This is a genomic window from Sulfitobacter albidus (assembly GCF_018200035.1).
GTDB lineage: Bacteria > Pseudomonadota > Alphaproteobacteria > Rhodobacterales > Rhodobacteraceae > Sulfitobacter > Sulfitobacter albidus.
Window position 1 is genome coordinate 1,292,282 of record NZ_CP073581.1, and the last position, 25,698, is coordinate 1,317,979.

The following is a 25,698-nucleotide window of genomic DNA, read 5'->3' on the forward strand; positions in this document are numbered from 1 at the left end:
ACGCGCCCTACGTCAGATGAGACAGATAGCCACACCGGAGGAGACACGCATATGGCCCCCAAGAACCACCCAGGCATGCAGCTCAAGGATCGACCAGAGTTCGCGAATAAACCAAAGCCGCTGAGCTTTACCGCCGATGCCACCGTGCAGGAAGCGGTGGCGGCCATGTGCAAGAAGAATTTTGGCGCCGTTGTCGTCGTCGACACGGACGACAAGGTGATCGGCGTGATGACCGAACGCGATGTGATGCGCAAACTCGTCAACGAGGGCCGCGACGCGGCGACCACCACCGTGGGTGATCTGATGACCGACAATCCACGGCTCGCGCGCGAGACCGACGATGTGCTCGACTGGCTGCGCATCATGTCCAACGACCGCTTCCGCCGTCTGCCCGTGGTCGATGCGGAAGGGCGGATCAAGGCGATCTTCACCCAGGGCGATTTTGTCAGCTACACATGGCCCGACATGGTCTACCACGCGAAAGAGCTGGCAAAGGCCAGCATCGGCAAGAATTGGGGCCTCGCACTGATTGGCGGGGGCATCATGATCTATTCGCTGCTGATGGTGCTGGTGCTGCGGTCGCTCTAGGCGGTGTCTTCATTTAAGGGATTCCCAAACTGATTGAGTTCTGATTCAAGATCGAAAACGGAGGCGATCTTGAGCAGACGAACCCTGACTGACACGCAATGGGCACGGATTGAGCCTCTTGTTCCCGGCAAGAGAGGCGACCGTGGTCGCACGGCGCTGGACAACCGGCTTTTCCTCGATGCGATCCTCTGGCTGGCGCGAACAGCGTCGCCGTGGCGCGATCTTCCGCCTGAGTTGGGCAATTGGCGAACGGCACATTGCCGGTTCCGGCGTTGGACCTTGGCTGGGGTTTGGGAGAGTCTTTTCAAAGCCTTAAGCGCGGAGCCGGACTTTGAATACGTCCTAGTGGACGCCACAATCTGCAAGGCCCACGCGGATGCAAGCGGCGCAAAAGGGGGGCTCAGGCTCACGCAATCGGGCGCTCCAAAGGCGGCCTGACCACGAAAATCCATGCCGCAGTTGATGCGCTCGGCCTACCGATCCGGTTTACCATCACGCCCGGTCAGTGGGGCGACTGCCCGCAGGCGCGCGGGCTGATCGAAGGCTTGGCGGGCGTCGGACATGTGTTCGCTGACGCGGCGTATGATGCAGATTACTTGCGTCGGTTCATCACGGATGAATTGGGCGCAACCGCACAGATCAAGCAGAACCCGACGCGTAGCAGTCGACAGTCGATTGATTGGGCGCTCTACAAAGAGCGACACCTTGTCGAGTGTTTCTTCCGCCGGATCAAACGCTTCCGCCGGATCGCACTGCGTTGTGAAAAAACAAGCTCGTCCTTCGCTGCTTTCGTCTCACTCGGATGCGCTATGGTTTGGCTCGCTTAAATGAAGACACCGCCTAAAGCGGTTTTGACATGAACATGTAGCCGTCGCGCGGGGTAAACCCGGCGCGCCGGTAAAGCGCCAGCGCCGCAGGGTTGTCGCGATCCACCTCCAGATGGATCGCGCGCAGCCCGCCACCGGCGAGCGCGCGTGGCACGGCGTGCAGCGCCTCGGACGCGATGCCGCGCCCGCGCACGCCGGGACGCACATAAAGCTCGTCAATGATCGCGTCGAGCCCGCCGTATTCCACCGACCAGCCAAAGGTGATCACCACATAGCCGATCGGCGCGCGCGGCGGCCCGATCAAGTAGGCACAGCCATAGGGCTCTCCGGCCAGCAGCGGGGCGATCCCGGCTTCACGGCTTTCCTCGGTCGAGGCGATACCGGCCTCCGCATGAAACGCCGCCACCAGCGGCAACAGCCGCGCGAGATGATCGGGGGTGGCGAGGGTCAGCGCGGCACTCACGGCGCGGTCTCCAGCGCGCGGGCCTCGGCCTTGGCGATCCACTCCGATTTGCACGCTCCGTAGTCCGCGCCGCCGTCGGGGTGGCGCGCCGCACAGGCGCCCTTGATCGCGGCATAGCCCGCGCGCAGGGCCGCGTTGCCCCGCAGCGCGTCGCGAAAGGCAAGGTGACGGCGGATGTCGGGGTGGCCCTGCACATAGCTGTGCGCATGCACCCGGCGCGCACCGGTGAGCGGATCAAACAGCCGCGCGTAACGCCGACCGGGCAGGCCAAACGCGCCCATCCATTCGTATCCCATCGCCTCCACCGCGCCCTGTGCCGCGTCGGCGGCGGCGTCATCGGCAAAGACCGGGATCAGATCGAGGATCGGTTTGGCGGGCAGTCCCGGCACGGACGTGGACCCGATGTGATGCACGGTGACAAGGCCCGGCACCGCCGCGCGCCAGCGCGCCGCCTCGGTCTCGGCCTGCACGGGCCAGGCAGGGTCGGGGGCGTGGATCAGGCTCATAACCGCGCCAATCGTTCGGTCAGCAGGGCAAAGAAGCCGTCGGCATCCAGATCGCCCATGAAGGTCGCATTGGGCGCGCGGTCGGTCACGCCCCACCAATCGGCAACGGTCATGCCCATGGTCAGCTCCGACACCGTCTCGATCTCGACATTGATGTGGCGCCCGGTGAAGAGATCGGGGCGCAGCAAATAGGCGGTCACGCAAGGATCGTGCAGCGGCGCGCCGGCGCTGCCGTATTTCGCCTTGTCGAAGCGCTCGAAGAAATCGGTCATCTCGGCCACGGCGGTGCCTGCGGCGTTGCCGAGCGCGCGAAAGGCGTCGTTGCGCGGTCGCGTCACCAGCGCCTTATGCGTCACGTCCAACGGCATCACGGTGATCGGTGCTGCGCATTTAAACACGATATCAGCGGCTTGCGGGTCGACATAGATGTTGAACTCTGCCGCCGGGGTGATGTTGCCCACCTCGAAATACGCCCCCCCATCAGCACGATCTCGGCGATCCGGTCGGCGATGTCGGGGGCTTGCTCCAGCGCGCTGGCGATGTTGGTCAGCGGCCCCAGCGGGCAGAGCGTCACCGTGCCGGGTGCCGCCGCGCGCAGCGTCTCGACGATGAAATCGACCGCGTGCCCCTCGGCCAGCGGCATCGTCGGCTCGGGCAGGGTCGGCCCGTCAAGGCCGGTCTTGCCGTGCACATGCTCTGCGGTGACCAGATCGCGGCCCAGCGGGCGGTCGCAGCCTGCGTAGACGGGCATATCCGGGCGGCCGGCCAGCTCGCACACGATGCGCGCGTTGCGCTGGGTCAGGTCCAGCGGCACGTTGCCCGCCACGCAGGTAATGCCCAGCACCTCGATCTCCTCAGGGCTGGCGAGCGCCAGCAGGATCGCCACGGCGTCGTCTTGTCCGGGGTCGGTGTCGATGATGATCTGGCGCGGTGGCATGGTCTCTCCTGTGCGGTTTTGCGCACCATCTCAACGCGCGCCGCCCTTGTCCAGCGCATCAGCACGCTTGCGCGCGCCTCGGCCTATTGCGTAGATGCGGGGATGAGCGTTCCTTCCCCCTCTACGTGCATCTGGGCGCGCACCGGACCGGCACCTCGTCGTTTCAGATGATGCTGGCGGCCAATGCCGGGACGCTGCGCGGGGCGGGCTATGATCTGGGCTATCCGGGGCGCGACGACATTCCGGGCGGCACGCTGCGTCTGCGCCTGCCTAGCCCGCGCAACGTGGCCGAAACCGACAGCCGGTTCATCCCCGCGTGCCGCGATGCCTTCGCCCAGCTGCGCACCGGTGCCCCCGCGGGCCTGATCCTGAGCGAGGAGAACATCCCCGGCCGCATGCTGCATTTCCGCAAGGGGCAGTTCTATCCCGCCGCCCCCTACCGGCTGCGCACGCTGTTGCAGGCCGGCGGGCCGGTCACCCGCGCCGTGCTGGTCGTGCGTGCCTATACCGATCTCTACATCTCCGCCTGGCGCAAACGCGCCGAGGACAACGCCTCGCCTCCGTTTCAGGAGGCGGCTGGGAAGCTTTTGCGCATGGACGGCGGCTGGCCCCGGCTGGCGCAGGAGGTGATCGACACGCTGGCGCCGCAGGCGTTCGTGGTGCTCGAATACGGCGCACGCGGGCGCAGCGTGGATCTTTTGCACCGACTGGTCCCCGAAACCGCACAGCTGCCGCTGGAAGAGCCTGCGCGGGTGATGAATCTGTCAGCCACCGACGCGGCACTCGAAGCGCTGCAACGCCTCTACGCCGAAGGCCGGGAGCTGCCGCGCGCCGAGTGGCAGCGCATCGTCACCGCCCACCGCGCCGACACGACCCCGCGCGGTCTGTCAAAATTCACCGCCCGCCAGCACCGCATCCTGAGCGCGCACTACCGCGAGGATCTTGACCGTCTGGGCGCCATGCCCGGCCTTACGCTGATCCGCGCGCCTCAGCCTTGACCGCGTCCCACAGGGCGTCCATCTCCTCAAGGGTGCTGCCTTCGGGAGTCTTGCCCATCGCCGCCAGTTTTGCCTCCACCCCGGCGAACCGCGTCGTGAATTTCGCGTTGGCCGCGCGCAGGGCGGCTTCGGGCTCCACCCCCAGATGGCGGCCAAGATTGGCCATCACGAACATCAGATCGCCGAATTCCTCGGCCACTTCTTCGGGGCCAAGGGTATCGCGCGCCTCGACCAGCTCGCCCGCTTCCTCGACGATCTTGGCGATCACATCGCCGGTGTCGGGCCAGTCGAATCCCACGCGCGCCGCGCGCTTTTGCAGCTTGTAGGCGCGCAGAAGGGCGGGCAGCCCCACGGCTACCCCGTCAAGGGCGCCGCCCTGCGCGCGCCCGGCACGCTCCGCCGCCTTGATCGCCTCCCAATCGCTCACCTGCTGTTCGGCGGATTTCTCGCGGCTCTCGTCGCCGAACACATGCGGATGCCGCGCGACCATCTTGTCGCAAATCGCCGTCACCACCGACTGAAACGTAAAATGCCCATCCTCCGCGCCCATCTGCGCGTGATAGACCGCCTGCAACAGCAAATCGCCCAGCTCGCCCTCCAGATCGGGCCAGTCGCGCCGGGCGATGGCATCGGCCACCTCATAGGCTTCCTCGATTGTGTAGGGCGCGATGCTGTCGAAATCCTGCTCGATGTCCCAGGGGCAGCCCGTTTCGGGGTCGCGCAGACGGCGCATGATTTCCAGCAACCGCTCAATCCCTGCGCTTTGGTCGTGGATCAGATCGTCAGCCATTGAAGCTCCCTCCGGTTCGGTGTCAGATAAGGACAGCGCCCATCAGGAGTCCACCCATGCCCATCATCAACCGCATCGCCGATTTCGCCACCGACATGACCGAATGGCGCCGCCACCTGCACACCATCCCCGAACTGCAATTCGACTGCCACGAGACGGCGGCGTTCGTGGTGGCACGCCTCAAGGAATTCGGCGTCGACGAGATTCACGAGGGCATCGCGACCACGGGTGTGGTGGCGATCATCAACGGGCAGGGCGATGGCCCCACCATCGGTCTGCGCGCCGATATGGACGCGCTGCCCATGACCGAGGAAACCGGGCTGCCCTATGCCTCCAAAACACCGGGCAAGATGCACGCCTGCGGCCACGACGGGCACACCACCATGCTGCTGGGCGCCGCGCGCTATCTGGCCGAGACGCGGAATTTCGCGGGCCGGGTTGCGCTGATCTTCCAACCCGCCGAAGAGGGCGGCGGCGGCGGTGAGGTCATGTGCCAGGAGGGCATCATGGACCGATTCGACGTGCGCGAGGTCTATGGCATGCACAACGCGCCCGGCATCCCCGAGGGCACATTTGCTACGCGTCCCGGCCCGATCATGGCAGCCGCCGACACCTTTCACATCCACGTCAAAGGGCGCGGCGGCCACGGTGCCCGCCCGCATGAGACCGCCGATCCGGTCGTCGCTGCCTGTGGCATCGTGCAGGCGATCCAGACGATCAGCTCGCGCAACCTCGACCCCGAACAGCAACTGGTGATCTCGACCACGCAGATCCACACCGGCACCATCGACAACGTCATCCCCGACACCGCCTATATCAACGGCACCGTGCGCACCTTCTCGAAAGAGGTGCAGGCGATGGTCATGCGCCGGATGCAGCAGATCGCGACCAATGTGGCGGCGGGCTACGACCTTGAGGCCGAACTGGTCTATGACATGGGCTATCCGCCCACGGTCAACCACCCCGACCAGACGGATTTCGCCGTCGAGGTTGCACGCGATGTGGTGGGCGAGGCCGCCGTGATGCCCGACATGCCCGCGATCATGGGGGCCGAGGATTTCGGCTACATGCTCGAAGCGCGCCCCGGCGCCTACCTGATGCTCGGGCAGGGCGAGGGACCATCGGTGCACAACACCAAATACAATTTCAACGACGATATCGCGCCCATCGGCGCGTCGTTCTTTGTGCGCGCGGTCGAACGCTCCCAGCCGGTGGCCGGCAAATAGCATGAGCCTTGAGGACGCGAAAACACAGGTCGATCAGGCCTTTACCCGCGACGATCTCAAGGGGCCGTCGTTTGAAAACGCCTTTGGCGGGGCCACGTCCTTTTTGCGCCGCCGGTACACCAAGGATCTGCGCGGCGTCGATATCGCCGTGACGGGGGTGCCCTTTGACCAGGCCGTGACCAACCGCACCGGCACCCGTCTGGGCCCCGCGCGATCCGCGAGGCAAGCGCGCTGCAACCCTTCGATCCGCCCTACGGCTGGGATTTTGACGTGCTGTCCGAGTTCGCCATCGCCGATTACGGCGATCTGGCGTTCGATTACGCGCAGGTCTCGGCCTTTCCGGCGGCGCTGACGGCGCATATCAAGGGCATCCTCGACGCGGGCGCGGCCAGTGTCGCGCTGGGGGGCGATCACTACATCACCTTCCCGATCCTCAAGGCCTACGCCGAGAAATACGGCCCCTCAGCCTGCTGCAATTCGATGCCCATTCCGACACATGGCCCGACGACGACATGGAGCGCATCGACCACGGCACGATGTTCTACAAGGCGATCAAGCTGGGGCTGATCGACCCGGCCACAAGCGTGCAGGTAGGCATCCGCACCACCAACGCGGATACACTGGGTGTATGCACGATCGGTGCACGCGATGTGCACGAGATGGGTACGCGCGCCGTGGTCGAGAAAATCCGCGCCGTGATGGGCGACCGCCCGACCTATCTGACCTTCGATATCGACGCGCTCGACCCCGCGTTTGCGCCAGGTACGGGCACGCCGGTGTGGGGCGGTCTGGCAAGCTGGCAGGTCGCCGCGATCCTGCGCGATCTGGCGGGGCAGAACGTGGTGGGCGGCGACGTGGTTGAGGTTTCCCCCCCGTTCGACACCACCGGGGCGACGGCCATCGCGGGCGCCCATGTGGCGACAGAGATCCTGTGTCTGATCGGCGCGAGGATGCGCGCGACATGAGCGAGAAAAATCAACCCCTTGGCGGAAATGAGCTGGCGCGGTTTTCGGGGCCCAACACCTTCATGCGGCTGCCGTCGGTCAATGACCTCAAAGGGCTGGACGTAGCGTTTCTGGGCATCCCGATGGACATCGGCACCTCTTGGCGCTCGGGCACGCGCATGGGGCCGAAACAGATCCGCGAACAATCCGCGATGCTGCGCCCCTACAACATGGCGACGGGGGCCGCGCCGTTCGAGCGGTTGCAATGCGCCGACATCGGCGATCTGGCGATCAATACGTTCTCTCTCGCGGATAGTTTGCGCATTATCTCAGAGAGTTACGACGAGATCCTCAACTACGATGCGATCCCCATGGCCATGGGCGGCGATCATGCGATGACCCTGCCGATCCTGCGCGCGATGGCGCGGCGGCACGGGCCGGTGGCGCTGATCCACATCGACGCGCATGCCGACGTCAACGACGAGATGTTCGGAGAGCGTGAGACCCACGGCACCTTCCTGCGTCGCGCCTATGAAGATGGGGCGGTAAACCCCCAGAAGACATATCAAATCGGAATACGTGGCACCGGCTACGCCGCCAGCGACTTCAGCGAGGCGGCAGGCTGGGGGTTCCAGCAATGGCCCGCCGAAGAGCTGTGGCACCGCTCGCTCGCCTCGCTGGGCGCCGAGATCCGCCGGGACATCGGCGATACTCCCGCCTACATCACCTACGACATCGACAGCCTCGATCCCGCCTACGCGCCCGGCACCGGCACGCCGGAGATAGGCGGGCTGACCACGCCGCAGGCGATGGAGCTGATCCGGGGGCTCAAGGGCATCAATGTCGTGGGATGCGATCTGGTGGAAGTCTCGCCGCCCTACGATACATCAGGTAACACGGGTCTGGTGGCGGCGAACCTGCTGTATGAGATGCTGTGTATCCTTCCCGGAGCCAGCGCGTGAGGCGCGGACGGGATCAGGTATTTTTAAAAGGGTGCAGAGGGGGATGGTGCGCATGATCTGGCTTGTAGTGATTTTCGGGATCGTGGCCGGATTGGCCTATATCCGTCTGGCACCTTCGGACGTGAGCCGGTGGCATCGGCCCATCGGTGCTGCGGAGGATGTGGACGGGGTCGGCTGGTCCGCGCGGGTGATCCCGGCGGGGGGGGAGACGCTGTCGAAGCTGCATCAGGCCATGCTTGCGCTGCCGCGCACGGAGCTTTTGGCCGGCGGTGTGGGCGAGGGGCGCCTGACCTATGTCACACGCTCGCGGATCATGGGGTTTCCCGATTACACCACGATCGAGCGGGACGGCGATGTGATCAAGCTGTATGCCCGGTTGCGTTTTGGGCGGTCAGATCTTGGGGTCAATGGCGCGCGATTGCAGCGGGTGATCGAAGCCGCGCGGGGATAGCTCGGAGGTAAAGCACCCCTCCTGCGTTTCGCGCCACATCGGCACGTTGAGCGACATCTGGCACTGTGCCGTGAACATGCGCCCACCCACCTGAAGGCAGATGGATTCGCCCAGCTCGATCCGGGCGCCGCCGCTGTCGGTGCAGTAGCAATCGATGGTACGACCCTGGGGAGTAACCACATCCGCAAGGCCGGGGGACGCCACGAGGGCGCAGGCAAAGATCAAATGTTTCATGGTGGCAGCATAGCATGGCGCGCCCCTTGACCAAAAGGGTTTGATGGGTCACTTCGTCGCTATGATACCTCTCGACCGGCTTGCCCAGATCAACGACCGTTTTGAATACCTCGAGGCCGCGATGGCCACGGCGGGCGGCGATATTTCCAAGATGGCACGCGAATACAACGCCCTGCGGCCCGTCGTTGAACAGATCGGCGCGTATCGCGGATTGCTGCGCGATCTGGAGGGCGCGCGGGAGATGCTGGACGATCCCGACATGGCCGCCATGGCGCGCGAGGAGATCGCGGCGCTGGAGGCGCAGCGCCCGGCGGCGGAGGCGGCCTTGCAACTGGCGCTGTTGCCCAAGGATGAGGCGGATGCGCGCCCCGCCATGCTGGAGATCCGGCCCGGCACGGGCGGTGACGAGGCGGCGCTGTTTGCCGCCGATCTGCTGCGCATGTACCAGCGCTATGCCGAGGCGCGCGGCTGGAGCGTTGACATGGTCGAGCAGCAGATGACCGAGCTGGGTGGCGTCAAGGAAGTCGTGGCGCACATCAAGGGCGAGAACGTCTTTGCCCGGCTCAAGTTCGAGAGCGGTGTGCACCGGGTGCAGCGCGTGCCCGCGACCGAGAGCGGCGGACGCATCCATACCTCGGCGGCGACGGTGGCGGTGTTGCCGGAGGCGGAGGATGTGGATATCCAGATCGACGCGAATGACATCCGCATCGACACCATGCGCGCGTCCGGATCGGGCGGGCAGCACGTCAACACCACCGATTCCGCCGTGCGCATCACGCACATCCCCAGCGGGATCGTCGTCACCAGTTCCGAGAAATCGCAGCACCGCAATCGCGAGATCGCCATGCAGGTGCTGAAATCCCGGCTGTTTGATGCGGAGCGGCAGCGGGTGGACAGTGAACGGTCCGACGCGCGGGCCGCACAGGTCGGCAGCGGCGACCGATCCGAGCGGATCCGCACCTATAATTTCCCCCAAGGCCGCATGACGGACCACCGGATCAACCTCACGCTTTATAAGCTGGATGCGGTCATGCAGGGCGATCTGGATGAGATCGTCGATGCGCTGACGGCGGACGCGCAGGCGCAGCAGCTTGCCGCGATGCAGTCGTGAGCACCGCCGCCGTCGCCATGGCGCAGGCCGCCGCCCGGCTGCGCGCCGCCGGTGTGCCGGATCCCGCGCGCGACGCGCGGCTGCTGCTGGCACACGCGGCGTCGGTCGATGCGGCGCGGGTCACCTTGATTGCCCCCGAAGAGATCGCCCCCGAGATTGAGGAGCGGTTTGAGCAGCTTGTCGCCTTGCGCGCCGTGCGGGTGCCGGTCTCGCAACTGGTGGGGGAGCGGGCTTTTTACGGGCGCGGATTCAAGGTCAGCCGCGATGTGCTGGATCCGCGCCCCGAGACGGAAACGCTGATCGAGGCGGCGCTGGCCGCGCCGTTTGACCGGGTGCTGGATCTGGGCATTGGATCGGGCTGTATCCTCGTCAGCCTTCTGGCGGAACGGACCGGTGCGCAGGGCGTGGGCGTCGATCTGTCGGAGGCTGCCTGCCTGCAGGCGAGCGCCAATGCGGTGCTGCACGGGGTGGCCGATCGTGCGGATATCCGGCAATCGGATTGGTTCGGCGCGGTCGAGGGGCGCTTTGATCTGATCGTGAGCAATCCGCCCTACCTCGCGCGGGCCGAGATGGCCGATGTCGCGCCGGAGTTGGCATTGCACGAACCTGCGATGGCGCTGACCGACGGGGCCGATGGCCTCAGCGTCTACCGATTGATCGCGGCGCGGGCGCAGGGGTATCTGAGCGCCGGGGGCCGCGTGCTTGTTGAAATCGGCCATCTGCAGGGGCCGGATGTGCGCGCAATCTTTGCCGCCGAAGGATGGGCCGATATCGCCGTGCTACCCGATCTGGACGGGCGCGACCGCGTCGTTCAGGCGCAAAATCCCGCTTGACGGCGTCAATGCGCCACATATTTTGCGGTTTGCCCCTTTTCCTTGCCGAAAACTGCGGCTATCAAAAGGGAGTTGCAGTGACGGACACAGGCGTGTCCCCCGCGGCGTCAAGCCAACAACGACGGGCGATTGGCCCAGATTGATGTGCTCCGACGGCAGATTGCCGGTCCGGGCACGAGACAAAACAGCACCAAAGGCTGATCCTCTCTATGAAACCTCAAAGATCGCGTTCGCGTAACAACAAAAACCGCAACCGTGGTGGCAACAATCAGGGCGGCAACGTCGTCAACCGCGTGTTCGACAGCTCCGGCCCCGAGGGCAAGGTGCGCGGCACCCCGCAGCAGGTGATCGAGAAATACAATCAGCTGGCACGCGACGCGATGCTCAGCAATGACCGCGTCGCGATGGAGAATTTCCAGCAGCACGCAGAGCATTATCTGCGGATGCTGTCCGAGGCGCAGAAGGAACAGGACGCCAAGCGCGAAGAGCAGGAGCGCCAGAACCGCGAGCGTCAGGCGGAGCGGGACCGTGAGCGTGCCGAGCGTCAGGAGCGGGAAGCCGCAAATCAGGCCAAGAACGCCGAACGCCAGCAGGAGACGCAGCCCGACGCGCAGCAGGACGAAGCGCAGCCGTCGGCGGAGGACGACAGCACGCTGGTCGAAACCCCCGAGAGCAAGCCAAAGACGCGCCGCGCGCCGCGCCGCAAGAAGCCCAAAGCCGAAGAGGGTGAAGGGCAGAATGACGGCGGCGCCAAAGACGGCGGCGATCAGCCCGAAGCGGCTGAGTAAGCCGCCCCCGAGGTCCGATTGGAAAAAGCCCTGCCACTTGGCGGGGCTTTGTCGTTTTTGGGGTTAAGGCGCGTCCAGCGCGCGGGCCAGCGCGCAGAACCCTTCCAGCGGGATCTGTTCGGCCCGGTCGGTGGGTTTAAGACCGGCGGCGATCAGCCGGTCCTCGATATCGGGGGCCTGTCCCTTAAGGGCCGCGCGCAGCATCTTGCGGCGCTGGTTGAACGCGGCGGCCACGACACGCGACAGGGTGGCCGCGCGCGCGGGAAAGCGTGGCTCTGCCAGGGCGGTCAGATGCACCACGGCAGAGGAGACTTTTGGCGGCGGTGTGAAGGCTTCGGGCGGCAAGGACAGCGCAATGGCCGCGTCAGAGCGCCACTGCGCGAGAATCGCCAGTCGTCCGTAGGCCTTGGAGCCGGGGCGGGCCACAATGCGCTCGGCCACTTCGCGTTGGAACATCAGGGTAAGGCTTTGCCAGTAGGGCGGCCAGTCGGGCGGGGTGAGCCAGCGCACCAGCAGTTCCGTGCCGACGTTATAGGGCAGGTTGGCGGCCACCCGGATGGGGGGTGTCAGATGCGCAAGCGGATCGATTTCCAGCGCGTCCCCCTCGATAATCTCAAGCTGGCCGGGGTAGGCGGCGGCGATTTCCTCCAGCGCGGGCAGGCAGCGGCGGTCCTTTTCGATGGCGAGCACCCGGCGGGCGCCCTCGCTCAGCAGACCGCGCGTCAGGCCACCGGGGCCGGGGCCGATCTCCAGCACGTCGCAGCCCGACAGATCACCCGCCTGCCGCGCGATCTTGGCCGTGAGGTTGAGATCCAGCAGAAAGTTCTGGCCCAGCGATTTGCGCGCGCTCAGCCCGTGCGCGGCGATGACCGCGCGCAGCGGGGGCAATCCGTCGATCTGGCTCATCGAGTGGCCATATCGTGAGCAAGCCGGATCGCGTGGGTCATGCTCGACGGGTTGGCGATGCCACGCCCGGCGATGTCAAACGCGGTGCCGTGATCGGGTGAGGTGCGCACAAACGGCAGGCCCAGCGTGACGTTCACGCCGCGGTCAAAATCCAGCGTCTTGATCGGGATGAGCGCCTGATCGTGGTACATCGCAATCGCCGCGTCATAGCGCGCGCGGGCGGCGGCGTGGAACATCGTATCGGCGGGCAGCGGCCCGGTGAGCGCGTAGCCCTCGGCCTGCATCTGCGTGATGAGGCCTCCGATCCAGTCAAGCTCTTCGGTGCCCATGGCCCCGCCTTCGCCCGCGTGGGGGTTCAGGCCCGCGATCGCGATGCGCGGGGCGGCGACGCCGAACTGATCGCGCAGTCCGGCGTGCGTACTCTCGATCGTGCGGCGCAGCAGCGCGGGGGTCAGCGCGTGCGGCACCTCGGCGAGTGCGATGTGGATCGTCGCGGGCACCACCCGCAGCGCGTCGGAGGCGAGCATCATCACAACGTCCACGTCGCCCGCGAGGGCGGCGAGGTATTCGGTATGGCCGGGGTAGGCAAAATCCGCCCCGTCCTTGAGCGCCTTTTTGTGGATGGGCGCGGTGCAGATGGCGCTGGCTGCCCCTTGCTGTACCAGATCGACGGCGCGGGCGATCACGTCGATCACCCCTTGCGCATTGCGCGGATCCGGCGTGCCCGGCGTGGCGTCCCCGGCAAAGGGATGGGCCAGAACGGGCAGGGCGCGCGCGCTCACATCGGTCGCTTGGGCAGGATCGTCGATCACCTCATGCACGCAATCTGCGGGCAGGTGGCGCGGGTCGCCCAGCCACAGCATCGGCACGCGGTCGGCCAGCCGCGCCCAGGCGCGGGCCGCGATTTCGGGGCCGATGCCTGCGGGTTCCCCGCAGGTCAGAACAACGGGTTTCATGGATAGACGATACGGGCGTCCGCGCGCAGCTCGGCCAGCAGGCTGTCGGCAAAGCCCGACAGGCGGCGCTGGCGGATCGAGGCTGCGACCTCCTCGCGGCTGACGTCGGCGTTTTGCGCAGCGGTGCGCCCGCAGAGCATCAGGAACACCAGCGCCTGTCCGTCAGAGCGGGTCAGCGCGGTTGAGACTTCGCCGGGATCCAGCTTGCTCAATTCGATGGCGAAGTCCTGCGGAATCTCGCCGGGCACGCGGCTTTCGCGGTCCAGCACGCCCTCGGGCTGACCCTTGGCAAAGCCATAGAGATCGTCGCAGACGTCGACCTGCGCGCGCAGGTTGGCCGCCTGTTGCAATGTCTCGGGCGAGCGCCCACCGGCCATGTAGTAGGCGGCGTATTCGATCGCGGCGTATTCCGGCACCGGCGCGCCGGTTTCCTCGATATCGCGCAGCTGGAACAATGCCACGGCATTGGGGATGTTGAGCGGTTGCGTGACCTCCCCCGGTGCCAACGACAGGATCAGCGGCTGCAGTGCCGGCGGCAGGTTCGACAGCGCCTGCCAGGGCAGACGCCCGCCGTTGCCGCGGGTGGCGGTGGCCGAATACTGGCGCGCAAAGCTGGAGAATTCCGCCGTCGATTGCGACTGCGCAATCTTTTCGGCGATGGCCTGTACCTGTGCGGCGCGCGGGGGCGGGGCAGGAATGATGATCTCGGACACCAGCACGCGGATGTTCGATCCGCCCGCCGATTGGCTGGCCAGCGCGCGGTCAATCTCCGCCTCCGAGATCTGGACCCGCCCGGCAAAGCGCGCGCGGATCAGTTCGCGCCAGGCCACACCGCTGACGACAAAATCGCGGTAGGTCTCGCGTGCAATCCCCGCCTGCTCAAGCGCCTGGGTGAACTCGGCGCGCGTCAGGTTCGCGCGGCCCGCGAATTCCTCAAGGGCTGCGTTGATGTCGGCTTCGGTCAGTTGCAGGCCAACATCGCGGATCTCCGCGTTGCGCAGGCGCTCGTTGATAAGGCTTTCGATGGCCGCGTCGCGGGTGGCCCCGGGGGCGCGCAGGATCTGCAAAAAGCGGATCCGCTGCTGTACCTCGAATTCGGTCACGGCGGTGTCGTTTACCTTGACCACCGGGGCAAAGAGGTTTTGCGCCACACCGGGCAGGGCCATGCCGGCCACGAAGGCGGCGGCGAGAAGGGGGCGGAGGGCTAGTTTGAACATGAGCGGACGTATCTTTCTGTGCCTGTATCGGCGGCAAAGCCGCGCAATCCAATGTTAAATCCGAAATCCGTGGAGGGCTCAACACTTGTCGAGGTTGTATAGCGGCGCTTCACGCTGAGATCGACCGTGACGCATTCGTTTTCGTAGCTCAGGCCGATCCCCGCCGTTGCCGCGCGGTCGGAAGCGATGTCATAGCGCCAGTCGGCGCTGGCGGTCCAGAACTGGTTGATCCGGTAGCTGCCGTCGAGGGTGAATTCGGATACCTCGCGGTCGCGGTCCTCGGCGGGGTCCTCTTGCAGCCAGACGTAGGATCCCCCGATGCGCCCGCGCGCAAAGCTGTAATCGCCGCGCAGCTCGGCCTTGGACACGGCGAGGTTTTCCTCAAACAGGCTGCGCCCGGTCAGGGCGAGCCCGGCGCCACTGTCGATCTGGGCGGCGATCAGCAGGTCGGAGCGCGCGCCATCAAGGCCGGAGGTCGTGGAAAAACCGGTATCGGCGTTGTTGCGGAAGATCTGGCCGACGGTCACATGTGCGTCCCATCCCATTGGATCGAACCGTGACCACCCCAGACCAACGGCGGCCACGCTTGCGCGTTCGCGGCGGTCCTCGCGCGGGAAGCGCGACAGGCTGACAAGGTTGCCCTGATCGAATTCCACCCGCGTCGATTCCTCGTTGGGGATATCGAGCCGGTCGCCCCCCGTCCACGCCAGTTGCACCACGGGTTCAAGGATCTGTCGCACGCCGTTTGTGCCCACCCGCGCCAGCGGGTAGCGCAGGGCGATTGCGCCGTGGGGAACGATTTCGCTGGGCGAGGACGGTGTCGTGTCATCCTGGCTGATCTTGAAGGTGTTGAACGACACGCCGAGGGTCAAATCGGCGCGCAGACCGTTCGTAAAGGTCGCACTGCGCAGCCAGTCGATCTGTGCGTTCAGCCGGGCCACATCGCGACCGTCGACGATGTCGTCGGGATCGTCGCTATCCACGCTCAGGTCCGAATTCCGCCGGTGGCTATGGGCCTCAAGGCTGGTACGGATTTCTCCGCCCAAGGTCCGCGGGAAGAAGCGGCGTTCGTATTCGCCATCGAGCACGAGCGTTGGCAGGGTCGCGTTGACCTCGCCGTCGCGCAGGGTCTTGAAGTTGAAGAAACTCGCCCGGATGTATTCATCGCGCCGCGCCCGGCTGACCCGCAGTTCTGAGCGCAGACGGTCGGCGTCGGAATAGCCGTAGGTATCAAGGTAGCCGTCGTCGCTCACCGTCTCCAGGCCAAACCGCAGGGTGAAATCCTCGGGCAGGGCAAATTCACCGCGACCAAAGAGATAGCCGCGCGTCTCCCCCTCGCGCAGATCATCGCGGGTGATGGCGCCGTCCAGCTGGATCCGCCCGTTGCGGTAGGCCTGGCGGTAGCGCAGCTCAAGCGTGGTGGTGGAACTGCTGAGGTAGGGGGTGATAGTCAGGTCACGCTTTTCGCTCAGCCGCACGAAATACGGGATCTTGAGCCCGACGCCCAATTGCGAGGTTGAGCGTACCGAAGGCACCAGAAATCCCGTCGCGCGTTCGACCGTGGGGCCGGGCAGGCGCAGGCGTGGCAGCCAGAACACCGGCAGCGTGCCGATGCGGAATTGCGCGTCGTCGAAGTAAAGCTGGCGTTCGACCTCGTCGTGGATGACACGGCGCGCCCTGATCTGCCACAGCGGCGGGCGCCCGTCGTCGCAGATCCGGCAAGAGGTCACGGCGGTCTTATAAAGCTGGTTATAGCGCCCGTCGACCCGGTCAATCTGCACCGCGGCCAATTGCAACTGCTGGTTCAACACCAACCGCGCGCCCGTCAGGATGCCGTTGCGCAGATCGGCATCAAGGGACGCGGCATCGGCGACGATCACCGTATCGGTGCCTTCTGTCAGGGTGATCGGCCCCTCGATGCTCAGCGCGCCGCTGCCCTGATCGTAGCGGATTGCGCTGGCGCGCAGGCGCACGTCACCCTGAAACGCCTCGACGTTGCCCTGGGCCACCAGAACGCGGTCACGGGTGATGAAAAGCTGATCGGCCACCAAAAGCGCGGGATCCGTGGGGCGCGTTTGCGCGCCGGCCCAGATGGGCGCGAGGATCACAAGAAGCGTGAGCAGCCAGCGCATCCTAGCCGTCCTCACGATGCAGCAAGAGGCCCATTGCCAGCAGGATTGCCGCCACCGGCGGCGCCCAGGCGGCAAGCATGACGGGGATCTGTCCGTTTTCCCCCAGGATCTGCGCAAAGCTGCGAATGAAATACAAGCCGAACCCCAAAAGCACCGCGGACAGTACCGCAACGCCTGTCCCCCCGCTCTGGTATGGCGCATGGTGAATGCGCTCGCAACCAGAACCATGGCCATCAGAAAAAGCGGCCGCGCCAGTTCCACCTGAAGCCAGACCTGATGCCTGCGCGGGCTGAAACCGGAAAATTCCAGCTGTCGGATAAAGCTGGGCAGATCGTAGATCGAAATCGTGCCGGCACTGCCGAAACTGTCGCGGATCCGGTCGAGCGTGAGGGTGGAGGGCAGGGTCATCCGCTCCGCGTAGGCGCTGTTGGCTTCGGCGTTCACGCCCGCGCGCAGGGGCCATGACTTTGCGTTCTTCAGATCCCAGCCATCGGGGCCAAGGGCCGCACTCTCCGCCTCGATCCGCTGGATCGGGCCGCCGCCGGTCTCGTAGCTGATAAAGGTCACGTCATAGAGCACCGATCCATCGTTGTTCGAGCGCCACGCGCGGATCACCGTCTGCCCCTCGGCGGTGCCCTGTCGCAGCCACAGCCCTTCGTCCGAGATCGACAGCGCCGAGGCACCGTCGCTGCGGAAATTGGCCGACAGCTGCTCAAACCGTTTTGAGGCGGCCGCAACAATCGGGTTGAACATCGTTACTGCCAGCACCCCGATGATCCCCGCCACTGCCAGTGGCGACATCAGCGACGCCAGCGCGGAGCGGCCGGCGGCGCGGGTCACGACCATCTCGGAGGAACGTGCCAGCGAGATGAACAGAACCACCGTGGCCAGCACCACGATCAGCGGCAGGATCAGGTTGATCGTCTGCGGCGCGTCCAGCAGCGTCAGCATCAGCAGATCGCGAAAGCTCAGGCTGTCGGCAAAGGAGCGGCCGGCCTGCTCCAAAAGCCCTGTCAGCACGATCAACGTGAACAGCACGGTCGTGATGAGCAGAAAGCTCATTGCGAAGCGGCGCGCGAAATAGAGATGCAGGATCATGCGGCCGCCCTGCGTCGTTTGAGCCGCGCGCGCCAGCCGGGATTGGCCGCGTGCACCAACATCCCGCCCGCAAGCACCAGCCCCACAAGGCTGGGCAGGTACAAAAGCGGCCAGAGCGCCGCGTCATCGCGCACCTCGCCCACCAGCGTGCTGCGCGCGCCGTCCAGCGCAATCAACAGGCCAAAGGCGATCACGATCTCCCGCCAGACGCCGAACCGCGAGAACCCGCCGATCAGCAGCGTCGAAAATCCGATCAGGGCGGCCACAAGGCAAAACAGCGGACCCGCGAAGCGCGCGTGCAGCTCCTCGGCGATGTCCCCCCGGCTGTCGCCCGACCGCGCGGCGAGATCATCCCAATCCCCCAGCAAGCCGGGCGTTGCGGTATTCGCGATTGTGAGCGTCTCGACCGTATCGGTGCTGACCAGGGCGGAGATGTCGAAAGAGAAATCGGCAAAATTTGCGGTCGACAGGCGCAGTTGGTCCCGGTCGAGCCTTTGGGCGAGACCGTCGACCATGATCAGCGTCGTCGCGTCGCCACTGCGCACCAGATAGGCCTCGGCGGCGGTATAGATCACGCCCTGCGTCGCGTCGCGCCGGTCAGAGAGGAACACGTCGCGCAGCACGCCTTCCTCGTCGATGTCACGGGTATAGAACGTCACCTGTTCGGTGGGGTGCAGGAACGTGCCTTCGGTCAAAAGCCGGGAGGTGATGTTCTGGGCGATCTCGCGCTCGCGTTCCTCCAGCTCGGCCTGCGCCATGGGGACAAGGAAATTCGTGAGCACCGCCAACGCCAGCGCCACACAGCCTCCGTAGATCGCCACGGGTCGCGCCAACCGCCACGGGCCCGAACCTGTCGCCTGCAAAACCGTCAATTCACTGTCGGAACTCATGCGGTTGGTCACGTAGACGGCGGCAGCAAAGGTGGCGATGGGCAGCACGGTCGCGATGAGTTTGGGCAGGCCCAATGCGCTGAATTCAAGAAAGACAAACGCGGTCTGACCGTCCCCGATCAGCCGGTCGAACAGGACGACGGCGCGGTTGATCCAGAAGATCGCCACCAGAACGAGTGAGAAAAACCCAAACAGCACAAGCAGTTGCGACACAACGTAGCGGTCGAACCGGCTCACATGCTTTCTCCCCGATGGTGGCAGCCTATCGGCTTTGCGCCCTTTGTTGCCGGGACAATAGACCAAACACCGGGCGGCGAAAACGGGGAAATCCGCAGGCTCTGGTCACGGGCGCGTGGGCGCGCTACCTCTGGGCGGACTGATAGATTGAAAGGCTACCCCATGCGCACGCTGACCCCCATCTCCTTTGCCGATCTCGACCTTGACGCCATCGCCGGTGCCGAGGGGCGCGTGGCGATCTTTGTCGATGCCGAGGGCAAGCTTGATCCCGGCGCGCGGCGGGTCAACAAGCTGACCAAGGGCGCGGTGGCGCGGCTGGTCGACAGCGACCGCTGGGCCAAGATGAAGGACGCAGACAGGGTGGCGCTTGCCTATCCTGCGGGCATGGCGGCCGAGGCAGTCGATGTGATCCGGCTGGAGCGCGCGGCAAAGGCGCCGGAGGCCCGTCGGGCAGGCGCGGCGCTCGCCAAGGCGCGCGGCGGCAAGGGTGATCTGCTGGTGCTTGCGGGTCCGCTGCGCCGGGCCGAGGAGGTCGTCTATGGCCTTGCCGCGCGCGATTACGCCTTCGAGGATCACAAGAGCGCCGACAGCACCCGCGACGGGGCGGTTGCGGTCATGCACGGTAAATCGGCGGAGCTTGAAGCCGCGAGCGCGCCGCTGCTGGCGGTGGCCGAGGGCGCGCATATGTGCCGCGATCTGACGAACGAGCCTGCCAATGTGCTCAGCACCACCGCCTACGCAGAGCGGCTCAAAGAGATGGAAAGCCTCGGCCTCAAGGTTGAAGTTCTGGATGAAGATCAGCTGGCAAAGCTGGGGATGCGCACGCTTTTGTCGGTGGGGCAAGGGTCGGTCACGCCATCCTACGTGGTGGTGATGCGCTGGGACGGTGGCGGCGACGAGGCGCCGCTGGCGCTGGTTGGCAAGGGCGTGGTGTTCGACACCGGGGGGATCTCGCTCAAACCCTCGGGCGGGATGGAGGACATGACGATGGACATGGGCGGCTCTGCCGTGGTGGCGGGCGTGATGCGCACGCTCGCGCTGCGCAAGGCCAAGGCAAATGTCGTGGGTCTGGTCGGGCTGGTCGAAAACATGCCGTCGGGCAACGCCACCCGTCCGGGCGATGTCATCACCTCGATGAAGGGCGACACGGTCGAGGTCATCAACACTGACGCCGAGGGGCGTTTGGTGCTGGCCGATGTGCTGTGGTACGCGCAGGAGGAATTCAAACCTTCCGGGATCATTGATCTGGCCACGCTGACGGGCGCCATCATCGTGGGGCTCGGCCACGACAACGCCGGTGTGTTCTCCAACAACGACGCGTTCTGCAACGCCTTCCTCAAGGCGGCGGAGGCCGAGGGCGAGGGCGCGTGGCGGATGCCGCTGGGCGACGGCTATGACAAGCTGATCAAGAGCCGGATCGCGGATATCAAGAACACTGGCGGGCGGGCCGCGGGTTCGATCACCGCGGCGCAATTCCTGCAACGCTTCGTCAAGGAAGACTGCCCGTGGATCCATCTGGACATCGCGGGCGTGGCCTCGGTCAAATCCGAGACGGCACTGGCACCTGCGGGGGCGACGGGGTGGGGTGTGGCTGCCCTCAATCGCCTGATCGCCGACGGCTACGAGGCGGAGTGACCCCTTGGCCAACGCCATGTTCTACCACCTGACCCAGCGCCCGCTGGACGCCACCCTTCGGATGCTGCTGGAGAAATCCCTTGCCGCCGACTGGCGCGTGGCGGTGCGCGGCACGGATGAGGCCGGTCTGCGCGCGCTGGATCAGGCGCTGTGGCTCGGGGCGGAGGACAGCTTTCTGCCGCACGGGCTTGCCGGTGGGGCGCATGACGCGGCGCAACCGATCCTGCTGGGCACAGGGGATGTGAGCGCCAACGCGCCGCAGTGCCTGATGGCCGTGCACTCCGCCGATGTCAGTGTGGCGGAGGCGCAGGGGCTTGAGCGGGTCTGTATTCTCTTCGACGACGACGACGTGCCCAAGGCGCACGCCCGCACCCACTGGAAGACGCTGACCGACGCGGGGATCAAGGCGCAATACTGGTCCGACCAGTCGGGCCGCTGGGAGATGTTGCGCGAGGCCTAGCGCGCCGCAGCGCGGGTATAAAGCCGGGCGATCGTCTCCTCCAGATCCATGCCCGCCGCCGTGACCATGCGCGACAGGATACTGATCGGTGCAAAGGTCCAGAAGCTGCACGCCTCAAGCAGATAGGGCGTGCCGGTATCGGCGTGGATGCGGAAATCGAACAGCGCGTAATCGCGGCATCCCAGTGCCGCGTGCAGCGTCAGCGCCATTTGGCTCAATTCCTCCCTCAGCGCGTCATCAAGGGGCGCGGGGCAGGTTGTCTCGAGGCTGGGTGCGTCCCAGCTGCGTTTGGTAATCGCGCCGGAGCTGTCCACGTCGACCTTGTCCTCGCGGCGGCGGATCGGGTGGGCATCGCTAACGTGGTATTCGAGGATCGGCAACACCTGCGGTCGGGCCTCAAGCTCAAGCACACCGACGCGGACCTCGCGACCGGGCACGAAGGCTTCGATCAGCGCGGTCGTGTCGTGGCCCAGGGCCGTCTGCACCGCCTGCGCCAGATCTTCGGGATGCTTCACGAGGCTCAGACCGATGGAGTTATCCTCTGTATCGGGTTTCACGATGCAGGGACCGGACCAGTCGGGCAGGGGATCGCCCTGCGTGAGGCGATGCGCGCGCGCCGTGCGCACCCCGGCGGCATCGGCCACCGCCTTTGTCTGCCATTTCGAGGTCGAAATCACATTCGCGGCGAGCGACGGGCCGATGACTGGCACCCCCAGCATGGTTTCGAAAAAGTCGCGCCAGACGGTCATGCCCGGCGGGCAGAACATGAAGGGCACCACCAGATCGACCGTGTCGCACAGGGCCACCACCGCATCCAGACCGCAGGGCGCCTCCGCCTCCTGATCGGCTTTGCGCAGGAACAATTTGCCTTCTGGTGTTACCCGCAGCACATCGGCGCGCATGCCAGCTGGCGTCAGGGTTGCTGCGTGGTATGTGGCCGACAGATCGTGGTAGAATTGCGTTGTGGTTGCACCGACAAGGTGAAGAAGTCGCATGATGTCAAAGCCTTCCGCTGTGTCCCGCTGAGTTAGCGCGGGACAGCCAAGAGGCTAGCGGCTCAGCCGTAATTCACCGTTCGAGATTTCGATCCGGCCCCAGCGTTCCAGATATCCCATGCCGAGGAGGGAGCCGGGCATTTCACCGCCATTGACCGAGGCCCGCACGTTGGTGTCGGTGATATCTCCCAGCTTGACGGTGTCGATCTGAACGGGGGCTGTGCGGACCTCGCCATTGGCGGTGCGCGCCCGCCCGATGTAGTTGAGCGTATCGGGGTCCAGACCCGCGCGCGCGGCGTCGGCCTCGCTCAGCACCATGTCGGTCGCGCCGGTATCCACGACAAAGCGCACGGGCGCGCCGTTGAGCTCAAGCGTGAGGTAGTAATGGCCGTCCGGCTGGCGCGGCACGGCGATCTGGCCTTCGCCGATCTGCACCATCTGATCGCGCATCGTCTGGCGCTGCACATCATTCCAAAGCCCGTAACCCGCGACGACACCCAGAAAGATGAAACCCCATATCATCGCCATCTGCACCAGCTTGCCAAGGCCGTCGCGGTTCTGCATGAAAAACCACCCCGCAACGGCAAGGCCGATCAGGACAAGATAAAGAACCGAAGCTGTGTTTTCCGCTGACATCAGGCACATCCTTTCGGGGCAGATATAGGCGCGCGACGCGCCCGGGCCAAGTCTCAGACGAAACCGAACTCCGCCAGACCGTCGAGCACGAATTGCACCGAAAGGGCCGCCAGCAGCATCCCGAACAGTCGGGTGATGACGTTGATGCCCACCTTGCCCAACGCGCGTTCCAGCCCGCCGGACAGGCGCAGCATCGCGTACATGATCAACAGGATCACCGCCGTGATACCAAGGATCGTGACCAGGCCCTCGCCGCCCGGTTTCTGCCCGATCAGCAGGATGACCGACGCGATGGAGCCCGGACCCGCGATCAGCGGAATCGCCATCGGAAATACCGACGGATCATCGGTAGGCTCATCCGCCTCGGCCGTGTCCTCGCGGCGTTTTTGGCGGCGGTCGAACAGCATGTCGAGCGCGGTCAGGAACAAAAGGATCCCCCCGCCACACGAAAGGCAGGCATTGAGATACCGATAAACTCCAGCACCTGCTCGCCAAACAAGGCAAAGACGCACAGCACGCCGCCCGCTACGATCACCGCGCGCCCCGCGATGCGGGCGCGCGCCTTGGTGGCCTGACCCTGCGTCAGCGCCAGGAACACGGGTGCGATGGCGATAGGGTCGATCACCACGAACAGCGTCACGAACGCCGTGATCATATAGGCGGTATCAAGGATCACGCTTCGGCCTTCTCAAGCTTTTCTTCGGCGGCCATCCACATCGCCTCGGCGCGTTCCAGCGCCTCCATCACTTCGGCGTATTTGCGGTTCCAGACCTCCAGCTCGCCGACCTTGTCCTTTTCGTAGAGCGCCGGATCGGCCAGCTTTTTGGCCAGCTTGTCGCGCATTTCGTTGATCTTGGTCACGCGGGCTTCGGATTTGCGCGCCTCCGAGCGCAGGGCCAGGATCTCGTCGCGGCTGGCGCGTTTTGGCTTGGGCGCTTCGGCCTTCGGCTTGGCGTTCTTGCTCACGGGTTTTTCGACCGTCAGCAGCATCTTGCGGTACGCCTCCAGATCATCCTCGTAGGGTTTGACCGTGCCGTCGGATACCAGCCACAGACGGTCCGCCACCATCGACAGCAGGTGCATGTCGTGGCTGACGAGGATCACCGCGCCGTTGTAGCGCGTCAGCGCCTCCACCAGCGCCTCGCGGCTCTCGATGTCGAGGTGGTTGGTCGGCTCGTCGAGGATCAGCAGATGCGGCGCGTCGAGCGTCGCCAGCAGCAGCGACAGCCGCGCCTTTTGTCCGCCCGACAGGCGGCCCACTTCGGTCTCCGCCTGCTCGGGACCAAGGCCAAATCCCGCCAGCTGCGCGCGCAGTTTCGACGGCATCACGCCCGGCCGCGCCGAAATCATGTGTTGCAGCGGGGTCTCGTCGATGTGCAGCTCGTCCACCTGATGCTGGGCAAAAAACCCGATGCGCAGCTTGTTGGAATTGATCGCCTTGCCCCCAAACAGCACCAGCCGGTTGCTAAGCAGTTTCGACAGGGTCGATTTGCCCTGACCGTTCTTGCCCAGCAGCGCGATGCGGTCGTCCTGGTCAATGCGCAGGTTCAGACGGCTCAGCACCGGGTTGCCCTCGGTATAGCCGGTCGATCCGCCCTCGATCGAGATGATCGGCGGGCTCAGCTCGTCGGGCTGCGGGAAGGTGAACACCTTGCGCGCCGCTTCCTCCGGCGGGGTGATCATGTCCATCTTTTCGATCATCTTCAGGCGGGATTGCGCCTGTTTCGCCTTGGATGCCTTGGCTTTGAAGCGGTCGACAAAGGCCTGCATGTGATCCTTACGGGCCTGTTGTTTCTTGGCCATCGCGGCCTGCACGGCGCGGCGTTCGGCGCGCTGGCGCGCGAATTGGTCGTAGGGGCCCTGATAATAGGTCAGCTGCCGCTCTTCGAGGTGCAGGATGCCGCCCACGGCGCGATTGAGCAGCCCGCGGTCGTGGCTGATGATGATGACCGTATGGGGATATTTGGCGAGGTATTGCTCCAGCCACAGCGCCCCTTCGAGGTCGAGGTAGTTGGTTGGCTCGTCGAGCAGCAGCAGATCGGGCTGCGCGAACAGCACCCCGGCCAGCGCCACGCGCATCCGCCAGCCGCCTGAATAGGCGGAGCAGGGCTGCTGCTGGTCTTGGTCGTCGAAGCCCAACCCCTTGAGGATGCTCGCCGCGCGGCCCTCGGCGCTCCATGCGTCGATGTCGGCCAGCCGCGACTGGATGTCGGCGATGCGCCCCGGATCGGTGGCGGTCTCGGCTTCGGCCATCAGCTCGGCGCGCTCGATATCGGCGGCCAGCACCGTGTCGATGAGCGAGACCTCGGACGACGGCACCTCCTGCGCGACACCGCCGATGCGGGCGCGCGAGGGCAGGGAGATCTCACCCCCGTCCAGCGCCAGCTCGCCCCGGATCAGGCGGAACAGCGTCGTCTTGCCCGCGCCGTTGCGCCCGACAAGGCCCACCTTGTGGCCCTCGGGTATGGTGGCGGAGGCTTCCTCGAACAAGGGGCGCCCCTCGACGGAGTAATTCAGATCTGTGATGCGTAACATGGCCGAGCAAGTGAAGGAGCGCTCCGGCCATGTCAATGCTTGGCTGTGTCAGTTCAAAAGGCCGGGCAGGGCTGTCGCGTCATAGCTTTGGAACGCGACGAGCGGGCTGTTGCTGGCCAGGCTGAAGGCAAAGACGTGCAACTGCTCGCCCGCAAGCGTCGCGCGGCAAAAGCGGTCCTCGCCCGCCAGTGCCTCCGGGCAGGCTTCAAGGTCGACGTGGGGCACGGCGGCTTCGAAGGTTTCGTAATCGAGGGTGAGCGGTGCAGGGGCGTCGGCAAAGGCCGTCTGGGCGAGAGCGCAGGCGAGGACGGTGAGAGCTAGTCGTTTCATTTGGGAGGTATCC

25 protein-coding genes and 4 pseudogenes are annotated in these 25,698 nt (G+C 65.5%); 12 read left to right on the plus strand and 17 right to left on the minus strand.

What is annotated here, in order from left to right; all coding sequences use genetic code 11:
- Nucleotides 1–51 precede the first annotated feature (51 nt).
- Nucleotides 52–588 (plus strand): CBS domain-containing protein, encoded by a 537-nt coding sequence (locus tag KDD17_RS06080; RefSeq protein ID WP_212705736.1) that lies wholly within the window; start codon nt 52–54, stop codon nt 586–588.
- Nucleotides 589–657: 69 nt separating this feature from the next.
- Nucleotides 658–1,415 (plus strand): IS5 family transposase gene (locus tag KDD17_RS06085; RefSeq protein ID WP_212705737.1). Its coding sequence is split into 2 segments (ribosomal slippage): nt 658–976 and nt 976–1,415, totalling 759 coding nucleotides; the frame shifts between segments, so codons are not numbered across the junction.
- 13 nt (nt 1,416–1,428) lie between these two features.
- Here KDD17_RS06085 and KDD17_RS06090 read toward each other — a convergent pair.
- The 3 genes and pseudogenes from KDD17_RS06090 to KDD17_RS06100 all read right to left on the minus strand — a co-directional run bounded on the left by KDD17_RS06090 (nt 1,429) and on the right by KDD17_RS06100 (nt 3,321).
- Entirely contained in the window at nt 1,429–1,878 is a 450-nt protein-coding gene (locus KDD17_RS06090; protein ID WP_212705738.1) for a GNAT family N-acetyltransferase, read from the minus strand.
- Nucleotides 1,875–2,384 carry a GrpB family protein gene (locus KDD17_RS06095; protein WP_212705739.1) on the minus strand — a complete coding sequence of 170 codons (510 nt, stop codon included), beginning with the start codon at nt 2,382–2,384 and terminating at the stop codon, nt 1,875–1,877. Before KDD17_RS06095 ends, KDD17_RS06090 begins: the two co-directional genes overlap by 4 nt.
- Nucleotides 2,381–3,321 (minus strand): annotated as a pseudogene (locus tag KDD17_RS06100) (nucleoside hydrolase). The gene KDD17_RS06095 and the pseudogene KDD17_RS06100 overlap by 4 nt, the downstream one beginning before the upstream one ends.
- Before the next feature lie 86 nt (nt 3,322–3,407).
- On the opposite strand from KDD17_RS06100, the gene KDD17_RS06105 reads away from it, so the two are divergent.
- Entirely contained in the window at nt 3,408–4,319 is a 912-nt protein-coding gene (locus KDD17_RS06105) for an RHS family protein (RefSeq protein ID WP_212705740.1), read from the plus strand.
- On the opposite strand, the gene mazG is transcribed toward KDD17_RS06105, so the two are convergent.
- Nucleotides 4,291–5,109, minus strand: a complete 819-nt coding sequence (gene mazG, locus KDD17_RS06110; protein WP_212705741.1) for a nucleoside triphosphate pyrophosphohydrolase — start codon at nt 5,107–5,109, stop codon at nt 4,291–4,293. The two genes, KDD17_RS06105 and mazG, sit on opposite strands and share 29 nt — an antisense overlap.
- 56 nt (nt 5,110–5,165) lie before the next feature.
- Here mazG and KDD17_RS06115 point away from each other — a divergent pair, with 56 nt between their 5' ends.
- The 4 genes and pseudogenes from KDD17_RS06115 to KDD17_RS06130 all read left to right on the plus strand — a co-directional run bounded on the left by KDD17_RS06115 (nt 5,166) and on the right by KDD17_RS06130 (nt 8,692).
- Nucleotides 5,166–6,335 carry a M20 aminoacylase family protein gene (locus KDD17_RS06115; protein ID WP_212705742.1) on the plus strand — a complete coding sequence of 390 codons (1,170 nt, stop codon included), beginning with the start codon at nt 5,166–5,168 and terminating at the stop codon, nt 6,333–6,335.
- Nucleotides 6,336–6,566: 231 nt separating this feature from the next.
- A pseudogene (locus tag KDD17_RS06120) lies at nt 6,567–7,300 on the plus strand (agmatinase).
- A complete protein-coding gene (speB, locus tag KDD17_RS06125; protein WP_212705743.1) occupies nt 7,297–8,241 on the plus strand; it encodes an agmatinase in 945 nt (314 codons plus the stop codon). Before KDD17_RS06120 ends, speB begins: the two are co-directional and overlap by 4 nt.
- 52 nt (nt 8,242–8,293) lie before the next feature.
- Nucleotides 8,294–8,692, plus strand: coding sequence for a DUF1499 domain-containing protein (locus KDD17_RS06130; protein ID WP_254796905.1), 399 nt, complete (start codon nt 8,294–8,296; stop codon nt 8,690–8,692).
- Here the strand turns inward: KDD17_RS06130 and KDD17_RS06135 are convergent.
- The gene (locus KDD17_RS06135; protein ID WP_212705745.1) at nt 8,633–8,926 is read right to left on the minus strand and encodes a hypothetical protein; all 294 of its coding nucleotides are present in this window, start codon (nt 8,924–8,926) and stop codon (nt 8,633–8,635) included. The two genes, KDD17_RS06130 and KDD17_RS06135, sit on opposite strands and share 60 nt — an antisense overlap.
- Nucleotides 8,927–8,987: 61 nt before the next feature.
- Here KDD17_RS06135 and prfA point away from each other — a divergent pair, with 61 nt between their 5' ends.
- The 3 genes from prfA to KDD17_RS06150 all read left to right on the plus strand — a co-directional run bounded on the left by prfA (nt 8,988) and on the right by KDD17_RS06150 (nt 11,658).
- Nucleotides 8,988–10,037, plus strand: coding sequence for a peptide chain release factor 1 (gene prfA, locus KDD17_RS06140; RefSeq protein ID WP_212705746.1), 1,050 nt, complete (start codon nt 8,988–8,990; stop codon nt 10,035–10,037).
- Between the two features lie 17 nt (nt 10,038–10,054).
- Entirely contained in the window at nt 10,055–10,870 is an 816-nt protein-coding gene (prmC, locus tag KDD17_RS06145; RefSeq protein WP_212706165.1) for a peptide chain release factor N(5)-glutamine methyltransferase, read from the plus strand.
- Nucleotides 10,871–11,079: 209 nt separating this feature from the next.
- A complete protein-coding gene (locus tag KDD17_RS06150) occupies nt 11,080–11,658 on the plus strand; it encodes a DUF4167 domain-containing protein (protein WP_212705747.1) in 579 nt (192 codons plus the stop codon).
- 63 nt (nt 11,659–11,721) lie between these two features.
- On the opposite strand, the gene rsmA is transcribed toward KDD17_RS06150, so the two are convergent.
- From rsmA to lptF, 7 genes and pseudogenes are all read right to left on the minus strand, one after another.
- Nucleotides 11,722–12,564 (minus strand): 16S rRNA (adenine(1518)-N(6)/adenine(1519)-N(6))-dimethyltransferase RsmA, encoded by an 843-nt coding sequence (gene rsmA / locus KDD17_RS06155; protein ID WP_212705748.1) that lies wholly within the window; start codon nt 12,562–12,564, stop codon nt 11,722–11,724.
- Entirely contained in the window at nt 12,561–13,520 is a 960-nt protein-coding gene (pdxA, locus tag KDD17_RS06160) for a 4-hydroxythreonine-4-phosphate dehydrogenase PdxA (RefSeq protein WP_212705749.1), read from the minus strand. Before pdxA ends, rsmA begins: the two co-directional genes overlap by 4 nt.
- Nucleotides 13,517–14,737 (minus strand): peptidylprolyl isomerase, encoded by a 1,221-nt coding sequence (locus KDD17_RS06165; protein WP_212705750.1) that lies wholly within the window; start codon nt 14,735–14,737, stop codon nt 13,517–13,519. The genes pdxA and KDD17_RS06165 overlap by 4 nt, the downstream gene beginning before the upstream one ends.
- Complete coding sequence (locus KDD17_RS06170; RefSeq protein ID WP_212705751.1) at nt 14,725–16,869, minus strand: LPS-assembly protein LptD; 2,145 nt, start codon at nt 16,867–16,869, stop codon at nt 14,725–14,727. Before KDD17_RS06170 ends, KDD17_RS06165 begins: the two co-directional genes overlap by 13 nt.
- Nucleotide 16,870: 1 nt before the next feature.
- Complete coding sequence (locus KDD17_RS19215; protein ID WP_431358149.1) at nt 16,871–17,023, minus strand: LptF/LptG family permease; 153 nt, start codon at nt 17,021–17,023, stop codon at nt 16,871–16,873.
- A 77-nt stretch (nt 17,024–17,100) separates the two neighbouring features.
- Nucleotides 17,101–17,967, minus strand: a pseudogene (locus tag KDD17_RS06175) (LptF/LptG family permease); the annotation flags it as partial.
- Nucleotides 17,964–19,094 (minus strand): LPS export ABC transporter permease LptF, encoded by a 1,131-nt coding sequence (gene lptF, locus KDD17_RS06180; RefSeq protein WP_212705752.1) that lies wholly within the window; start codon nt 19,092–19,094, stop codon nt 17,964–17,966. The pseudogene KDD17_RS06175 and the gene lptF, both read right to left, overlap by 4 nt.
- A 162-nt stretch (nt 19,095–19,256) precedes the next feature.
- Between lptF and KDD17_RS06185 the strand changes: the two genes are divergently transcribed.
- Nucleotides 19,257–20,729 carry a leucyl aminopeptidase gene (locus KDD17_RS06185; protein WP_212705753.1) on the plus strand — a complete coding sequence of 491 codons (1,473 nt, stop codon included), beginning with the start codon at nt 19,257–19,259 and terminating at the stop codon, nt 20,727–20,729.
- 4 nt (nt 20,730–20,733) lie between these two features.
- Nucleotides 20,734–21,189, plus strand: a complete 456-nt coding sequence (locus KDD17_RS06190; protein ID WP_212705754.1) for a DNA polymerase III subunit chi — start codon at nt 20,734–20,736, stop codon at nt 21,187–21,189.
- Here KDD17_RS06190 and KDD17_RS06195 read toward each other — a convergent pair.
- The 5 genes and pseudogenes from KDD17_RS06195 to KDD17_RS06215 form a co-directional block, all read right to left on the minus strand.
- On the minus strand, nt 21,186–22,184 hold the full coding sequence (locus tag KDD17_RS06195; protein WP_212705755.1) for a D-alanine--D-alanine ligase family protein: 999 nt from the start codon (nt 22,182–22,184) through the stop codon (nt 21,186–21,188). The two genes, KDD17_RS06190 and KDD17_RS06195, sit on opposite strands and share 4 nt — an antisense overlap.
- A gap of 54 nt (nt 22,185–22,238) precedes the next feature.
- Nucleotides 22,239–22,820, minus strand: coding sequence for a retropepsin-like aspartic protease family protein (locus KDD17_RS06200; RefSeq protein WP_212705756.1), 582 nt, complete (start codon nt 22,818–22,820; stop codon nt 22,239–22,241).
- A 53-nt stretch (nt 22,821–22,873) separates the two neighbouring features.
- Nucleotides 22,874–23,475 (minus strand): annotated as a pseudogene (locus KDD17_RS06205) (MarC family protein).
- Between the two features lie 17 nt (nt 23,476–23,492).
- Nucleotides 23,493–25,355 (minus strand): ABC-F family ATP-binding cassette domain-containing protein, encoded by a 1,863-nt coding sequence (locus KDD17_RS06210; RefSeq protein ID WP_212705757.1) that lies wholly within the window; start codon nt 25,353–25,355, stop codon nt 23,493–23,495.
- Between the two features lie 48 nt (nt 25,356–25,403).
- The gene (locus KDD17_RS06215) at nt 25,404–25,685 is read right to left on the minus strand and encodes a hypothetical protein (protein WP_212705758.1); all 282 of its coding nucleotides are present in this window, start codon (nt 25,683–25,685) and stop codon (nt 25,404–25,406) included.
- Nucleotides 25,686–25,698: the final 13 nt, after the last annotated feature.

Bases quoted from the DNA above. Each gene is read 5' to 3' on its own strand.
- KDD17_RS06080 (WP_212705736.1), top strand. From the start codon at position 52: ATGGCCCCCAAGAACCACCCAGGCATGCAGCTCAAGGATCGACCAGAG.
- KDD17_RS06095 (WP_212705739.1), bottom strand. From the start codon at position 2,384: ATGAGCCTGATCCACGCCCCCGACCCTGCCTGGCCCGTGCAGGCCGAG.
- mazG (WP_212705741.1), bottom strand. From the start codon at position 5,109: ATGGCTGACGATCTGATCCACGACCAAAGCGCAGGGATTGAGCGGTTG.
- KDD17_RS06115 (WP_212705742.1), top strand. From the start codon at position 5,166: ATGCCCATCATCAACCGCATCGCCGATTTCGCCACCGACATGACCGAA.
- speB (WP_212705743.1), top strand. From the start codon at position 7,297: ATGAGCGAGAAAAATCAACCCCTTGGCGGAAATGAGCTGGCGCGGTTT.
- KDD17_RS06130 (WP_254796905.1), top strand. From the start codon at position 8,294: ATGATCTGGCTTGTAGTGATTTTCGGGATCGTGGCCGGATTGGCCTAT.
- KDD17_RS06135 (WP_212705745.1), bottom strand. From the start codon at position 8,926: ATGAAACATTTGATCTTTGCCTGCGCCCTCGTGGCGTCCCCCGGCCTT.
- prfA (WP_212705746.1), top strand. From the start codon at position 8,988: ATGATACCTCTCGACCGGCTTGCCCAGATCAACGACCGTTTTGAATAC.
- prmC (WP_212706165.1), top strand. From the start codon at position 10,055: ATGGCGCAGGCCGCCGCCCGGCTGCGCGCCGCCGGTGTGCCGGATCCC.
- KDD17_RS06150 (WP_212705747.1), top strand. From the start codon at position 11,080: ATGAAACCTCAAAGATCGCGTTCGCGTAACAACAAAAACCGCAACCGT.
- rsmA (WP_212705748.1), bottom strand. From the start codon at position 12,564: ATGAGCCAGATCGACGGATTGCCCCCGCTGCGCGCGGTCATCGCCGCG.
- pdxA (WP_212705749.1), bottom strand. From the start codon at position 13,520: ATGAAACCCGTTGTTCTGACCTGCGGGGAACCCGCAGGCATCGGCCCC.
- KDD17_RS06165 (WP_212705750.1), bottom strand. From the start codon at position 14,737: ATGTTCAAACTAGCCCTCCGCCCCCTTCTCGCCGCCGCCTTCGTGGCC.
- KDD17_RS06170 (WP_212705751.1), bottom strand. From the start codon at position 16,869: ATGCGCTGGCTGCTCACGCTTCTTGTGATCCTCGCGCCCATCTGGGCC.
- KDD17_RS06185 (WP_212705753.1), top strand. From the start codon at position 19,257: ATGCGCACGCTGACCCCCATCTCCTTTGCCGATCTCGACCTTGACGCC.
- KDD17_RS06195 (WP_212705755.1), bottom strand. From the start codon at position 22,184: ATGCGACTTCTTCACCTTGTCGGTGCAACCACAACGCAATTCTACCAC.
- KDD17_RS06200 (WP_212705756.1), bottom strand. From the start codon at position 22,820: ATGTCAGCGGAAAACACAGCTTCGGTTCTTTATCTTGTCCTGATCGGC.
- KDD17_RS06210 (WP_212705757.1), bottom strand. From the start codon at position 25,355: ATGTTACGCATCACAGATCTGAATTACTCCGTCGAGGGGCGCCCCTTG.
- KDD17_RS06215 (WP_212705758.1), bottom strand. From the start codon at position 25,685: ATGAAACGACTAGCTCTCACCGTCCTCGCCTGCGCTCTCGCCCAGACG.